The 14,050-nt window shown below is 61.3% G+C and carries 19 protein-coding genes; all 19 read left to right on the forward strand.

Annotated elements, in window-relative coordinates; translation table 11 throughout:
* Positions 1 to 27: 27 nt before the first annotated feature.
* Positions 28 to 1,122: a hypothetical protein gene (locus tag GSVR_RS14200; protein ID WP_203978677.1), complete on the forward strand. Its 1,095-nt coding sequence runs from the start codon at positions 28 to 30 to the stop codon at positions 1,120 to 1,122.
* A gap of 30 nt (positions 1,123 to 1,152) precedes the next feature.
* The gene (locus GSVR_RS14205) at positions 1,153 to 1,878 is read left to right on the forward strand and encodes a hypothetical protein (protein WP_203978678.1); all 726 of its coding nucleotides are present in this window, start codon (positions 1,153 to 1,155) and stop codon (positions 1,876 to 1,878) included.
* A gap of 30 nt (positions 1,879 to 1,908) precedes the next feature.
* A complete protein-coding gene (locus tag GSVR_RS14210) occupies positions 1,909 to 2,919 on the forward strand; it encodes a hypothetical protein (protein WP_173201680.1) in 1,011 nt (336 codons plus the stop codon).
* Positions 2,919 to 3,290, forward strand: coding sequence for a hypothetical protein (locus GSVR_RS14215; protein WP_173201679.1), 372 nt, complete (start codon positions 2,919 to 2,921; stop codon positions 3,288 to 3,290). The genes GSVR_RS14210 and GSVR_RS14215 overlap by 1 nt, the downstream gene beginning before the upstream one ends.
* Before the next feature lies 1 nt (position 3,291).
* On the forward strand, positions 3,292 to 3,693 hold the full coding sequence (locus GSVR_RS14220) for a hypothetical protein (RefSeq protein WP_173201678.1): 402 nt from the start codon (positions 3,292 to 3,294) through the stop codon (positions 3,691 to 3,693).
* 2 nt (positions 3,694 to 3,695) lie between these two features.
* On the forward strand, positions 3,696 to 4,184 hold the full coding sequence (locus GSVR_RS14225) for a hypothetical protein (protein ID WP_173201677.1): 489 nt from the start codon (positions 3,696 to 3,698) through the stop codon (positions 4,182 to 4,184).
* Positions 4,181 to 4,738 carry a hypothetical protein gene (locus GSVR_RS14230; RefSeq protein WP_173201676.1) on the forward strand — a complete coding sequence of 186 codons (558 nt, stop codon included), beginning with the start codon at positions 4,181 to 4,183 and terminating at the stop codon, positions 4,736 to 4,738. The genes GSVR_RS14225 and GSVR_RS14230 overlap by 4 nt, the downstream gene beginning before the upstream one ends.
* A 12-nt stretch (positions 4,739 to 4,750) precedes the next feature.
* Entirely contained in the window at positions 4,751 to 4,990 is a 240-nt protein-coding gene (locus GSVR_RS14235; RefSeq protein WP_173201675.1) for a hypothetical protein, read from the forward strand.
* Positions 4,991 to 5,013: 23 nt separating this feature from the next.
* Positions 5,014 to 6,693: a DUF2586 domain-containing protein gene (locus GSVR_RS14240; RefSeq protein WP_173201674.1), complete on the forward strand. Its 1,680-nt coding sequence runs from the start codon at positions 5,014 to 5,016 to the stop codon at positions 6,691 to 6,693.
* 50 nt (positions 6,694 to 6,743) lie between these two features.
* Positions 6,744 to 7,172 carry a hypothetical protein gene (locus tag GSVR_RS14245; RefSeq protein WP_173201673.1) on the forward strand — a complete coding sequence of 143 codons (429 nt, stop codon included), beginning with the start codon at positions 6,744 to 6,746 and terminating at the stop codon, positions 7,170 to 7,172.
* Between the two features lie 24 nt (positions 7,173 to 7,196).
* A complete protein-coding gene (locus GSVR_RS14250; protein WP_173201672.1) occupies positions 7,197 to 7,550 on the forward strand; it encodes a hypothetical protein in 354 nt (117 codons plus the stop codon).
* Between the two features lie 184 nt (positions 7,551 to 7,734).
* On the forward strand, positions 7,735 to 7,878 hold the full coding sequence (locus GSVR_RS14255; RefSeq protein ID WP_173201671.1) for a photosystem II reaction center protein J: 144 nt from the start codon (positions 7,735 to 7,737) through the stop codon (positions 7,876 to 7,878).
* Positions 7,879 to 7,885: 7 nt separating this feature from the next.
* On the forward strand, positions 7,886 to 10,033 hold the full coding sequence (locus tag GSVR_RS14260; protein WP_173201670.1) for a phage tail tape measure protein: 2,148 nt from the start codon (positions 7,886 to 7,888) through the stop codon (positions 10,031 to 10,033).
* Entirely contained in the window at positions 10,026 to 10,589 is a 564-nt protein-coding gene (locus tag GSVR_RS14265) for a hypothetical protein (protein WP_173201669.1), read from the forward strand. The genes GSVR_RS14260 and GSVR_RS14265 overlap by 8 nt, the downstream gene beginning before the upstream one ends.
* 1 nt (position 10,590) lies before the next feature.
* Complete coding sequence (locus GSVR_RS14270) at positions 10,591 to 11,373, forward strand: hypothetical protein (RefSeq protein WP_173201668.1); 783 nt, start codon at positions 10,591 to 10,593, stop codon at positions 11,371 to 11,373.
* A 1-nt stretch (position 11,374) separates the two neighbouring features.
* Positions 11,375 to 12,064, forward strand: coding sequence for a baseplate assembly protein (locus GSVR_RS14275; RefSeq protein WP_203978679.1), 690 nt, complete (start codon positions 11,375 to 11,377; stop codon positions 12,062 to 12,064).
* 12 nt (positions 12,065 to 12,076) lie between these two features.
* Entirely contained in the window at positions 12,077 to 12,469 is a 393-nt protein-coding gene (locus tag GSVR_RS14280; protein WP_173201667.1) for a hypothetical protein, read from the forward strand.
* On the forward strand, positions 12,466 to 12,903 hold the full coding sequence (locus GSVR_RS14285) for a baseplate assembly protein (protein WP_173201666.1): 438 nt from the start codon (positions 12,466 to 12,468) through the stop codon (positions 12,901 to 12,903). Before GSVR_RS14280 ends, GSVR_RS14285 begins: the two co-directional genes overlap by 4 nt.
* Positions 12,878 to 14,050 (forward strand): baseplate J/gp47 family protein, encoded by a 1,173-nt coding sequence (locus tag GSVR_RS14290; RefSeq protein ID WP_173201665.1) that lies wholly within the window; start codon positions 12,878 to 12,880, stop codon positions 14,048 to 14,050. The genes GSVR_RS14285 and GSVR_RS14290 overlap by 26 nt, the downstream gene beginning before the upstream one ends.

Raw genomic sequence — 14,050 nt, forward strand, 5'->3', positions numbered from 1 at the left:
CCAGGGCTATGTCGCGAGGAGGTTGTGATGGCTGAAAAACAGAAAAACGAAAGTTTCCAGGTGCTGAGGGAAGGATTTGCAAAAGCCAGGTTCGGGGGAACGATCTCCGGGTGTCCTTTGCCGGGCATGGATGCTCCCATCAATTTTGCGCCGGCCGGGGGAGAGGAAAACGGCGGGCTCAACCCCGAGGAGTATGTGGCCCGTCACTTCAGGATACTGTCGGCCACCGTCACCCCCTACCGGTTTTTCGATTTCACCCGGCCGGGCGTGCTCAAGGCTGCGGTGCCGCTGTTCGAGAAGCTGACCCTCTACGCCAACCACTCCATCGACGTGACCCGATGGAAAGGTTTTACCCAGGGTCCGCTCTGGGATGATCAGAACGATCCGCAAGGAATCAACTGCCTGCTGGCCGCCGACAAGATAGTTGACCCCTCGCTGGCCAGGGGAGTGGAGACCGGAGCACTGCGGGCCTGCAGCGTGACCATCTGGTTCGAGTTCGAGAAATCGCATCCCAACCTGGATTGCTACTGGTCCAGGCTGGGTGAGGTGGTGGACGGCGAGGTGGTGCGACTGATTGTCACCAAGATCACCAATGCCGGCGAGGTTTCCATCGTCTGGGAGGGTGAGGACCCGTATGCCAAAGCATTAGAGGCGGGCGCCAGCGGCGCCCCTGACCATAACAACACTGAGGAGGAAAAGGACATGAAGCTGACCGCAGCAACCATGGCCCTCCTGGGGATCGCCGCCGGCACCGAGTTGTCCGCGGAGCTCCTGGAGGGGAAGATCAACGAGACCGTTACCGGCCTCAAAACCAAGATTGCCGGCCTGGAGCCGGAGGCCCAGCTCGGTAAGCAGCTCCTGGAGGAAACCCGTACCAGGGCCGAGACGCTCTACAAGGTGCTCAAGGGCGAAGGGGCGCTGGAGCGCTTTATCACCGGCGTGATCCGCACCGCAGATCTGGCCACGGCCCGCGCCCTGTGCGAGGAGTACGAGCAGGCGGTGGAGAGCAAGGTGCCGCTGGCCTGCCCGAAATGTGGTGAAAAGCTGAAGCGCCAGTCGTCGCGGCCCGCGCCGGAAGGCCATGCCGCCGGCGGGAAGCGGGCCGCTGATTACAAGCTGTAACCGTTCATCAACCAATCACGGAGGTATCTCATGAGCTGGAAAGATATGTTGGGCGTGAGCTTCAACGAGTTGGAAGTCAATGATATGACTTTTCTGTTGGCGGAGGGAATCATCCGCTCCGACGAAGGAAAGGTAGTCAAGGTCTCTGCCAATGGCACGGTTGATCTGTGCGCCGCCGAGGACGTTTTCTTCGGCAAGCTGATCAAGATCGACACCTCGCCCGAAGTGGGCGCCGTGCGCTGCTGTGACTGCTGTGTGGAGGTTTCCTACACCGGCAACCCCGGCCTCAACTATCAGCACCTGGTTGCCGACGGCCTGGGAGGTGTCAAGCCCCCTGCCGCAGCCGTGGCCGCGTCATTGGCAACTGGCGTGGTGGCCAACAACAACGCCTTGACGCTCACCGCCAAAAAGGCCGGCGCGGACGGTAACGACATCACAATCACGCTGATCGACCCGCCCGGCAACAACGTGGCCCTTTCGGTCGACGTGGTCGGCCGGGACATCAACGTCACCCTGGCCACCGACGGCGCCAGCGCCATCACCTCCACCGCCGCCCTGGTCAAAGCAGCCATCGAGGCAAGCTCCGCGGCGGATCTGGTCACGGTGGCACATACCGGCGCCAGTACTGGAGCGGCCGCGGTTGTCGCGGTCGCCCCCACCAATCTGGCCGGCGGTACCGACGCCAGTGTCGGCCGGCCCATGTTCGTGCTCACCAAGGACACCACGGCCCACACCCTGGTCATGTGCTGTCCGTAAACCATCACCGATCCATAAGGAGATCCGCAAATGGCAATAAAACTCTGTCGTGAAATGTACGGCCAGGCCCGTACCCTGGGCATAACGGTTTCCGAACTGCTGGCTCAGGAGAATCCCTCGGAGGAGGCTAACCTCGATGCGTTTGAATTTGCGCTGATGAAGCAGGACATCAATCTGCGGAAGCATACCGTCGAGCGCTTCTACCGTACTCAGGAAGACATCTATCTCTTTCCCGAGTTCATCAACCGTAACGTCCGCATCGGTCTGGCCGGACTGACCGCCATTGACCTGACCCTGGATGACGTAGTCGCCACCGAGACCACCATCGACTCGGGCGTCTACGATACCTTCAAGACCGTTTTCGACGAAAAGAAGATCGACTTCACCCGCATAGCCGAGGGGGGCATGTTCCCGTCCGTCACGATTTCCAGTGCCAAAAACTCCATCCGCCTGGCTAAACTGGGGCTCAAGCTCAATGCCTCTTACGAGGTGTTGCGCCGCATGAAGTTGCCCCTGTTCGCCACGCACCTGCAGCTGATCGGGCAGCGGATCGCCAAGCGCAACGTGGCGTTTGCCATGTACAACGTCATCAACGGCGACGGCAACGACAACGCGGCCCCGGCCACAGCTGCCACACCGCTCAGCTACAACAAACTCTTGGAGTTCTACCTGAACATGGACCGGTTTAGCGGGACCGTGTTCGCGGCCAAGAAGACCGAGATGAGTTCCATTCTGAACCTGCCTGAGTTTCAGACGCCTTACATTTTCAAGACCGCTGCCACGGGTGAGTTCGCCACGCCGTTCGGCCTGCCTCTGAAACGGTTCAACTGGACGGAATCAGCCCTGGGCAACAACCAGATCACCATCATTTCCAAGTCTGCGGCCCTGGAATTGGTGAAGGAGTCCGGTGCCGAGCTGATCGAGACCGAGAAGGTCATCGACAAGCAGCTCCAGGACACGGTCATTTCCAACGTGATCGGCTTCTCCAGGATATTCCCGGAAGGTGCCAAGGTCTTCACTATCGGTGAAGGCGAAGAATAATGGCCACCATTCTCGACATGGTGAGAAACAGACTTCCGGACGAGGCGGCCCTGTTCGCCGCCTCGCTGCCGGTAGTCGTTGAAGAGGCGCAGGCCCTGGCCGGTTACGAGGGGATTGCCGAGGCGGACCTATCCACCACCCGCAAGAGCCTGATTGCCGATCTGGCTGCCAAGGCCCTGCTGCTGCCTGCGCGATCGCACTACAAGAAGGAGATGAACAAGGTTGAAGGCGACGGCGCCGGCAAGGCGGAGTTTGTCGACAAACTCAAATTTTTAGCCGAGATGGAATCTGCCCTGACCCGGTCGATCGCCGAGCGCCGCCAGGGCATCGCTCCCGCCGATACCGGCGTGGCCATGATCGTGGTGGAATAAAATGGACCTGCTCTCTCAAGACAATGTTGATCAGTTCCGGGCGGCCATGCGCAGCGTGACCGACACGTTCCACAAATCGCCGGTAACCCTGCGGCGAGCATCCGGCGAGGAAATCGATCTGCTGGCCGGGCTCAAGCCGGATGATCAAGAGGACTATTCGGTGGTCCACGGTGAGCGGTACGTCCGGGATGCCCACAGCGAGATGGTGGAGCGGTGGGTCGTTTCCTTCAACCGCGATTATCTTGCCGCCCAGGGGCTGATGGATCCCGAGACCGGGGAGCCGCTGATTAATCCCGACGACTGGATCGTCATCAAGGGAAAGCGTTTTGCGATCATTGAGCTGACCGACCGCGGGCTGTTCCGCGGGATCCCGATCCTGCTGAAGTTGATCGTGCAGAGGTAGTCATGGCCGAGAAATCCGTACAACTGACCGGTGAGTGGGATGCCCTGAAACGGGTGCTGCGATCGGCAGCCCCCAAAGTCCGGAGTGAATCCCGCCGCACGCTCGGCCGGCAGTTGAAACGGATCGAGGCCAGAGTGCTCGGCCACGTTGACAGTCAGGATCTGGAGTGGAAGGTCCTCAACGAGAAGTACGCCGCCCGGAAGGAACAACAGGGGCTCTCCCCGGACATCCTGCGATCGAGCAACCAGATGTACAGCAACATCACCACGACCCTGCTAAACGATTACGCAGGGGGCTGCGGAGTGAAACGGGGGGTCAAGGAAAAGAACGGCCAGGAACTGACCGACATCGCCCTGATCCACGAGCAGCCCGATGACGACGGCAAAAAGATCCCCGCCCGGAAACTCTGGAAGCCGACCTTCGAGGAAATGAAGCCGTCGGTCCATGAGGCCCTGAAGGGGATCGCCATTGAGGTGTTCAAGAAAAAATGATCGACGCTTGCCGCACATATCTGGCCGCACGACTGCAGGCGCTGACCCTGGCCGGGGGCATACATCCCTACGATCCGGACACTATCTTTTTTGACGACCTCCCCCTGGACTTCCTCAAAGAACACGACTATGCCGCCTGCTGTCTTGAAGTGCGGGATGCCAGTATCCGGGATGGCCGGCTGATAAACCGACAGCGCAATGCTGAAAAGACCGCACACAGCCTCACCAGACGACGCTACCGTCGGGAAGTCACATTCCGCTGCCTCCTGTACGCCCGCTGCCCTGAGGAACTATGGGCGGGCAACGGGTTGGTGGAACAGATGCAACAGAGCGTGGCGGAGCATAAACAAATCGCCGCCAGCGACGGCACTGCAATCCGCATCGATCCTCAGGACGCGGCACGTCCCTGGGACTCGGACGTAGAACTGGACCGCAAGCTGCGCCGGCCCCGGATGGCAATCATCCGGGTGCAGTTCACCGGCGGCATCCAAACGGTCGAAACGCAAGGGCTGATACCGAGCGTGGAGATTATCCCATTAATTGTATCACCATAAGGAGAATCGGCAATGGACACCCAGGACGAAAAGCAACAAACAAAGCAGCCCGGCAAAACATCAGCATCCATGGTGGCACAGCACCCGTTGCACCCGGTTGAAAATCTGGCCATGGAGCGCGGCATGCCTGCCACGGCAGTGGCCGGGCTGCGCCGGGCCACCGGTTGGGTGGAAGGCAAGCAGGTGACGGTCGAGCAATTCGAGGAAGCCATGGAGCTGTACCGCAACAAGCCCATGGGCCGTAGCATCTGATAACCAATCTCGGGAGGGACTCAATGAATGACGTTTTCGAATACCTGATAGACGGCACCTCCGGCTTGGCTCCGGGCGGAGTTGAGGGCAGCTGCATCGTTGCCGGCGTCTGTTCGCTGGGAGAGGTGGGCAGGGGGTACCTGCTCGGCAAGTCCAGCGACCTGGATGCCCTGCTGGGCGCCGGCCCCCTGGTGGATCGCCTGCGGGATCTGTTTGCGGCCGGTGGTCAGAGCCCGGTGGTGGTCGCCGTCCCGGTGCCTGGTACAAATGCCGGTTATGTCACCCCCATCGTCCACACCGGTACCGGGCCGGCGGCCCAGATCAGCGGCACGCCGGTCAGTAATGCCGACATACACATCGTAATTGTGCAGGGAGGCGCCCTGGCGGTTGCCACCTACAAATTGTCGACGGATGGCGGCGCAACGCTGGGGGCCGAGACTCCGACTCCCGCCAACGGCCAGATTGCGGTCGGGGCAACGGGAGTGACCGTAGTGCTGGCCGGAGTACAGGTTGCTGCCGACGTATATGCCTGCCACGTACGTGCGCCGATCGGGCCCATAACCAAAGTCGGAACCGGGCCGGCAGTCACCGCTGCCGGCACCCCCACCGCCGGCGCGGCGGTGGTACTCCTCATCACCGGCGGTGGCGCCCGCAATGCCGGCACCTACCAACTCTCGCTGGATGGCGGCGACAACTATGGTCCGGTGCGAACGATCCCGGTTGACGGTGCCATTACGGTGGGCAGTACCGGCGTGATTATCACCTTCCCGGCCCAGACTGCCGTGGCCGGAGACGTCTACAGCTTCACCATTCTGGACCCGGTGCCCACGGTGTCCGCCGTGTTGGAGACACTGGAAACTCCCCTGGAGCTTTACGACGTGGAATTCGTCTACGTGGTGGGCGCCTCGGACTCCAGCGACTGGTCGGCCTTGCAGGTACGCGCGGACGAGCTGTGGAACCTCCACCGCCCGACCTTCTTTCTGGCCGAGTGTCGGCTGACCTATGACGGTGAAAGCATCGACACCTGGACCGCGGCCATGGTGGCCGAGCGGCAAGGGGTGGCGCTCCGTTTCGTGGCGGTCGTCTGTGCCTACGGCGAGATCGTGGATTTCACCGGTTTGAGCCATACCCGCAATGGCGCGGGACTGGCAGCGGGCAGACTGCTGGCCATCCCGGTCATGCGTGCCCTGGGCAGGGTTCGGGACGGCGCGGTCTCGCAGTTCTCCCTGCCCGCGGAGTACACGGAGAGCCACCAGGTCATGCTGCAGGATGCTGGTTACATCACGGCTCGTCGCTATGCCGGGCTCTCCGGTACGTACTGGGGCGACGAACGGACCCTGGCTGACGCCACCAGCGATTACCGTTATCTGAGCGTGCTCCGGACCGTGTTCAAAGCGGTGCGCAAGGCCCGTATCGCGGCGCTCCGGTCGATGTACGACGAGGCGGGCGATCCGACCCTGGGGATCTCGGCGGCCGGCATCGGTTATCTGAAGACAGGGGTGGAATCCGCCCTCAACACCATGACCAAGGCAATACCGCAGGAACTGGCCGCCCATCAGGTGCTGATCCCGGACGGGCAGGACATCGTCAACAACGGGGTGGCGATGGAGATGACCCTGATCGGCATTCCCATCATCCGCAAGATCAAGCTGTTCGCACGCTACGTTTACGCCGGCGGCGCATTCGACCCGCGGCTGCAATAAACCCGGGGCCCGGTCATGGATGACCCGGGCCCCATCACAGGAGGAAATCAATGGCTGTCAACGGCAATCTGTATGACTGGGAATCAATTGAGGTGCAACTGCCCAGCGGGATCTGCATCGGCATAACCAATATCGACTATGACGACGAGCGGCCGATAGAGGAACGCTACGGCAAAGGCAATGTGCCTCGTGGATTCGGCCGGAAGAACTACAAAGCCTCTGCCAAAATGGAACTGGATCTGGACGAGGCGGAACGACTGAGGATGGCCCTGGGGGGCTCCCTGTACGACGGCCTGCCGTTCCCGATCGTCGTTTCCTATGCCAGTGAGGGGCTCCCCATCGTCACCGACATCCTGCCGGCCTGCAAGATCACCAAAACGAGCACCGGCGGCAAGCAGGGCGATGACAACGTCGGTGCCCGCAAGCTGGATTTGAAGGTTCTGGCACCCATTCAGTGGGGCGGTGCATCCGCCCTGTAATTCAACCATCAAAGGAGTTTTGACGTGAGCGAAGCTAAAGAGCAGACCCCGGCTGGAATCAAAAGGGAACAACTCCCAAAGGCTGCCCAGGATGCCATTACCGCCGGCAAGAAGATTCTGGAGCTGACCGGCGAAGACGGCAGGACCTACTATTTCCAAAAACCCACGGTCCTGGATATGAAGCGTTTCATCGGTACAGTGACCAAGGGGAAAACATTTCAGGCGGTCAACGATCTGTTGTTTGAAAAGGCTCTCCACCCCACCAAGGATCAGTTGGAGGCCGAGTTTGAGGAAATGCCCGGCCGCATGGTGGCGCTCAATAACGAGCTTCAGAGCGCTATCGGCATGAACGAGACCCTCTCGACAAAAAAGTTTTAGAGCTCCGCGAGGAGCTGAAAGGAAGCTGGATCGCGCAGATGGAGGTCATGGTCCGCCATTACCTCCACTGTGTACCATCTGAAAATCTGGACGATCTGATGAAGCAGTATTCGGAAGCGTTGTGGATTGAGGAGAGAGTGCAACTGATGATGACCGGGGCAGTGGCGAAAGGGATGGGTGGGAAATGACATTCACAATTCCTATGTGGGTGATCTGGACTGTTGCCGGGGTGGCCGGCGTGGCGGTCCTGGGAGTGCTTTTTTTCTTTGCCTACGCGGGTTATGCGGTCTCGAAAGCATTTGATGGCAAATCCTGGTTTTCGTGGTGAATAGCTGATGGAATCGATCTTCCAACTCGGGATATTGCTACGCGTGATGGACATGGTCTCCGGACCGGTGCAGACCATCTCCCGCAATATCGACGCCCTCACGGCCAAGGCCGAGAAGCTGCAGCCGGTCTTCGACAAGTTCCGCGACTATGGGACCTGGATCGCCGGCGCCGGGGTGGCGGGCGCCCTGGGGCTGGGCGTGGCCGTGACCCAGTTCGCCAACCTGGAGGAGGCGCAGCTCGGCCTGCGCGTCATGCTGATGAATTCCACCGGACAGGTGGGTGCCGAATACGAAAAGTTGAACGCCCTGGCGGACAAGCTGGGCAGCTCGCTGCCCGGCTCCACCAAGGACATGCTGGAGATGTTCACTGCTCTCCGTGAACAAGGGGTGCAGACCAATGTGATCCTGGGGGGCATGGGCGAGGCTGCTGCCAAATTTGCGGTGCTCATGAAGGTTCCGTACGCCCAGGCCGCCACCCATGTGGCCAAGTTCACCGAGGCTCTGGGAATCGCGGACAAGGACTCGATCCAGTTCATGGACACCCTGCAGCGCCTGAAGGGGGCGGCCGGGGTCAATGTCACCGACATGTCCGAGTCACTAAAATACCTGGGTTCGACCCTGAAGGCGCTGCGGGTCCAGGGTTTGGATGCAGGCCGCGACGTGAGCGCGGCCATCGGCCTGATGGCCACCAGCAGCATTGAGGGAAGCCAGGCCGGTACCAATTTTGCCATGGCACTGAGCCGTTTTGCAGAAATCAGCAATCGCTTGGGCGGCAAAAAGATGATGGCGGATATTGCGCCACTCCTTAACGCCAAAGGGATCAAGCTGGACCTGTTCGATACCGGCGGTAACTTTGTCGGGATCCGGGCCATGATGGGCGAGTTGGAAAAACTTCGGGCACTTCGTCCCCAGGACCAGCTCATCGTGCTCTCCCGCCTGTTCGGTCAGGAGGCGACCCGTCCCCTTTCGGTGTTCATCAATCAGGGGGTGGCCGGGTTCGACCAGATGCTGGAAAAGATGCGCAACCAGGCCGACATGCAGACCAAAATCAACGAGATCATGTCCGGCACCAAAATGCAGTGGGAGACCCTGACCGGCACGATATCCAACGTGGTGGCCCACGTGGGCGGGCTGGTAAGTCAGACGGCCGGGGTGATCGGCGTAATGCAGGTGATTAACGATCTGGCCGGGCGGCTGGATTCCTGGATCATGGCCAACCCGCGCACCTCCGGGATCATTGCCGGGGTGGCCATCGCCCTGACCGTCACGGCCCTGGCTGCCGGCGGGTTGCTCCTGGCAATCGGTCTGATCGGCACCCTGGTAACCAAGGCCATTGTGGGGTTCGGGATGCTGGTACAGGGGCTGGCCATGGTGAAGATGGCGATCATGGGGGTCTCCACGGCCATGCTCACCAACCCCATCACCTGGATCATTGTGGGGATCGTGGCCCTTACGGCGGCCCTGATCTGGCTGTACAACCGCTTCGAGTCGGTGCGCACCGTAATCCAGTTCGTCAACTTCTTCCTGGGGTTTTTGCTGGGGCAGATCATCAAGGTGGGTATGGGCTTCTATCAGGCGCTGGCTCATCCGCTCCTGTTCATCCAGTCGCTGTGGTGGGGGATCGGCCAGATCCTGGGCCGCATCAACCTGTTCGCCTCCGGCGCCAAGATCATCCAGACCCTGGTGGCCGGCATCAAGTCCGTGGCCATGGCCCCGGTGGAGGCGGTGACCGGCATCTTCGCCAAGGTGCGCAACCTGCTGCCCTTCAGCGATGCCAAGGAGGGTCCTCTCTCCCAGTTGACCCTCTCCGGATCCCGGATCATGTCGACCCTGTCCGAGGGGATCCAGGGGGCGGCACCCGGGCTGCAGCAGACCGTGGCCGGCGCTCTGGCCGGGGCGGCTCTCTCCACCAGTATTGCCGTGGCTCCCATGGCTGCACCGTTGACCGTACCTCCCGGCCCGCCGGCAATCGGCGCCTCCACCTCAACTCCATCCCCGGCCGTTCCCGCTGCCGTTCCGGCGGCCGCAGCTGCGGGAAACAACGGCGGGAGGCAGATTACCATTCAGCAGTTGACCGTGCAGATCAGCAGCGTGGCCGATGTGCCGGACTTCATAGCCCAGCTCCAGGCCCTGGTGGAGGGATACGATGCCTGAGCATCTCACATTCGAGGATGGTCTGGTTAAACTCGGCAATACACTGCTGCCCGGCATCCTCCGATGCCAATCCATCCGCTGCGGGGTTCGTTACGACGAATCGAAGCATGATGCCATGTCCGGCAAGGCCAAGGTTGCCCTGGGGTGGGAGGATGCCGGCATCACCCTGACCCTTGATTTACTGTGCGATGAGGTGAGCGACTGTTACGCCAAGCTGACCGCGATCAATAAAGTATTCAAGGCTACCGGCGGCAAAAAGGCGACTCCGCAGATATACAACGTGACCGGCCGGCATTTGCGTGCGCGGGGGATCAGCCGGGTCGTATTCGATGCTCTGGATTCGACCGAGAGCGACGATGATGATGTGATCCAGGTGCAACTCACCTTCATTGAGCACATCCCTGCGGTCGTCAAACGGGAAAAACGGGCCAACGCCGTCAAGGCCACCGGCACCACTACGCCCCCGGCCACCAAGGCAACCCCGGCACCGGCGCCGGGGATTGTCGAGGACACGACCAACCCCTTGCTGGCCGGCATCAAAGCGGGAATGAACTGACATGGAACTGTCCGCGGTACATATCGCCATCACCATCGGCGCCATCGAGGCGGACCGCGCCCCTGCATGGTGGATTGAGGGCCGTCGCGGCGATCCCCTGGGGAGGGTTGGGGTTACCCTGCCCGATCCAGCCGGGACCCTGCATGAGACCCTGCAGCCGGGCAATCCTCTGACCATTGAGATCGGCTACCGGGACCAGGCAGCCGTCACGTGGTCCGGTACGGTGATCATGCTGGCGCCTGGGGAAACACGGGATCAGATTGAGGTGCGGGGCTGCAACGCTGCTTTACCGCTCTCCAGGACCATCGTGACCCAGGCGTGGGAGAACGAGACTCCCGAGGCGATTGTGTCGTGGGCGATTCGCACGGCCGGTCTGTCGGTGGGACATATTGATCCTACCGGCGTCACCCTGCCGCGTTTCGTGGCATCGGCCTGCTCGGTCTGGCAGATGGTGCAGCAGGTAATCGAGAGCTGCAGCCGCCAGTTCGGCCTGAATATGTCTCGCCGGGCGCTGTGGATGGGAAGGGATGGGGTGAACTGGAGCGACGGAGAGGAACCGGGCGATATGCCGTTAATCGCAACCGGTGCCGGGTTGATCCGCCATGAACCGGGCGTGTCCCGCACTACCCTCTCCCGCATTGAGACCTGGCTTTTGCCTGACTTGGACCATTCCCGGCTTGTCCACCTCCAGGACGTGAGGCGGGGGATCGATGCCATAGTGACGGCGCAGCGGGTGCGTCACGAGGGTGCGCCGGACCGTACGCGCACGTTCATCTGGTACTGATATGGCCGACGTCGATCTGAAAAAACTCCTGCAGCGGGCCATTGAACTGGTGATGCCCAATCTGCGCCATTACTACCGCGTGGTGCGCAAAGGCCGCGTGGTGAAATCCTACGCCAGCGACGGTTTCTACTGGGCCGACATTCAGCCGCTGCGCAATGACGACAGCGATGATCCGGCCGAGCCGATCATCAGCCGGGTGGAGATTCCGATCATGTGGGGCGGCCCCGAACGCGGGGTGGTCTGCCCTCCGGCAGTGGGCACCCTGTGCGATATCGAGTACTACGATGGTGATCCCAACTACCCCCGCATCAGCAATTTCCGGTGGCAGAAGAACAAGGCCCCGAACTGTGAGCAGGATGCCTTCATTATCCAGCAGTCCCCGGGCGTATTCATCAAAATCACTCCCGCCGGGGCCATGATCCACAAGACCGGCGCCGGATGGACCCTGGAAGCCGGAGGGCCTCTGACCATTCAGGCGTCCTCCGGATCGGCGACCATGTCTATGTTGACCATCGACGCGGCCGTCCTGATCACAGGGGATCTGACAGTTGTAAAGTCCATTACCGCGGCCCAGGAGATCAGCGACAGAGGCGGCTCGTTCGGTACCCTGGGGGATTTACGCGAGGACTACGAACAACACACGCATCAGGAACATGGTGATGGCGGCGGCGAGACCGGTCCCCCGCTGTAAAAGGAGCTATCAATGGAACAGTGGCAAAACCTCACCCTGGGGGGCATCTTCCCCGGTGCCGCGGAAACCGTCGCGGGCCTGCAGGCCGAAGCGGACGATCTGCTCAACAAGTATGCGGCGGTCGTGGGGCAGATAAACGCTAAAGTCCTCGCACTGGATGCGATTGCGGCCAATACCCTCGGACTGGCCGCGGCCATGACTGCCGCCGGTTTTTACCTGCTGCCCCTGGCTCCGGCTGCCGGCAATTGGCAGAGCCGCATTAACACCGCTCTCGATGCTCCTCCCACTACCGGAGTCAGCGCCGGCATGGTGATTATCTGCCAGGGGCCCGACCTGGAGGCAGTGGCCGAGCAGTATTCCCGATTATCCTCTATCCTCACGTCGCCGGTGGCGGTACCGAAATGACCGATATTTTCGGGCAGGACATCCGCCTCGGCGACTCGGGCCAAGCGCTTGTCGCCGCCAACGGCGAACTGCTGTTGACGGACGGTGTTGCCACCGGGCTCCAGGATATCCGACTGGGCTTGATGCAACCTTTGGGGGAGCTGTTCTATGACACGGAGTTCGGCAGCCTGGTACATGAGTTTTTCCTGGATGAGAATACGCAGGATTCCCGGGCGGCCTTTGAGGCGGAGGTGGAGCGCCGCATCGAGGCGGATCCCCGCACGGAGGTCGGCACGGCGGCCTGTACGGTAACGCGGTGGGACGAGACAGGCTTCACGGCACTGGCTGAATTCGAGTTCATCGGCGAGGAAAATCCCTACAACCTGGTTATCGACTATGACAGCACTAACAAGGAACTGGTGATCAAAGATGTCAATCCAAGATCTGGTCTCTAAGAGCCTCGATATCATCCGCCAGGAGATGTTCGACCGGATTGCGGCCGTGCAGGAGGAGTATGCGGCCAAGGGCTGGCTTCCGCTCAGGCTTAATCTCAACAAGGGAGTCATCCGCGGCCTGATTGAGCTGTGGTGCTGGGGTTTGTGGCAGCTTTACCAGTTTCTGGCCGTAATCCTGGCCCAGGCATTTCCGGACACGGCTACCGGCCTCTGGTTGGACCTGCACTGCCGTCAGGTGGGGATCACCCGCAAGCCCGCCACCAAGGCTCGCGGGACCGTCTACTTCGTCCGCACTGTTTCCGCCGGCAACGTGCCGATTCCCTCCGGCCGTGTGGTGCGTACCCGTCCGGACGGTGCCGGCGTTATTTATAGATACATCACCACAGCCGCCGCCATCATCCCGGACGGCGCATTGGAAGTAGCTGTGGAGGTGGAGGCGGAGGAGTACGGCGCCGGGGCCAACGCGACCGTTGGACAGATCAGTGAGATCTCCACGATCATCCCGGGCATTGATGGGGTGGAAAACCGTGTCGGCTGGCTCATCGCGGAGGGGAGCGATCGGGAGGAAGACGAGCCGCTGCGTATCCGTTATGTGCTGGCCTGGCAGGGACTCTCCGGATGCACGTATCAGGCGTATCTGGCGTGGGCGCTCTCGGTGACCGGTGTTGTTTCGGCGCGGATTCTGGATCAGCACCCACGTGGCCAAGGCACGATCGACGTGGTTATCCAGGGCACCGCCGGTCTGCCGACCGAAGGACTGGTGGCGGCAGTCGACGCCAAAATCAACGGCAGCGGCGCTGACGATGAGCTGACGCCGATCAACGATGATGTGCTGGTAAAGGGTCCGACGCCGGTGGATGTCGCCATTGTGGCCGAACTGGTGATCTCCTCCGGTGATCCGGCGACCATCCTGGCCGAGGCGGAGAACAGGGAACGCAGTCTGTTCGGAGCCACCATGGTGACAGGCATCACCCCCTTCGGGGTGGGAGCCGATGCCACGCTGGATCGCCTGAAGTGGCCGTTGCTGGTCCCGGGGGTGAAGAAGGTGAATCTGACGAGTCCCGTCGCCGATGTGACGGTGGCTGCGGACGGCCTGGCAGTGTTGGAGAGTCTGGAACTCACCTTCGTCTGGGCGGACGAGGAATAG

This window comes from Geobacter sp. SVR (genome assembly GCF_016865365.1).
Taxonomy (GTDB): domain Bacteria; phylum Desulfobacterota; class Desulfuromonadia; order Geobacterales; family Pseudopelobacteraceae; genus Pelotalea.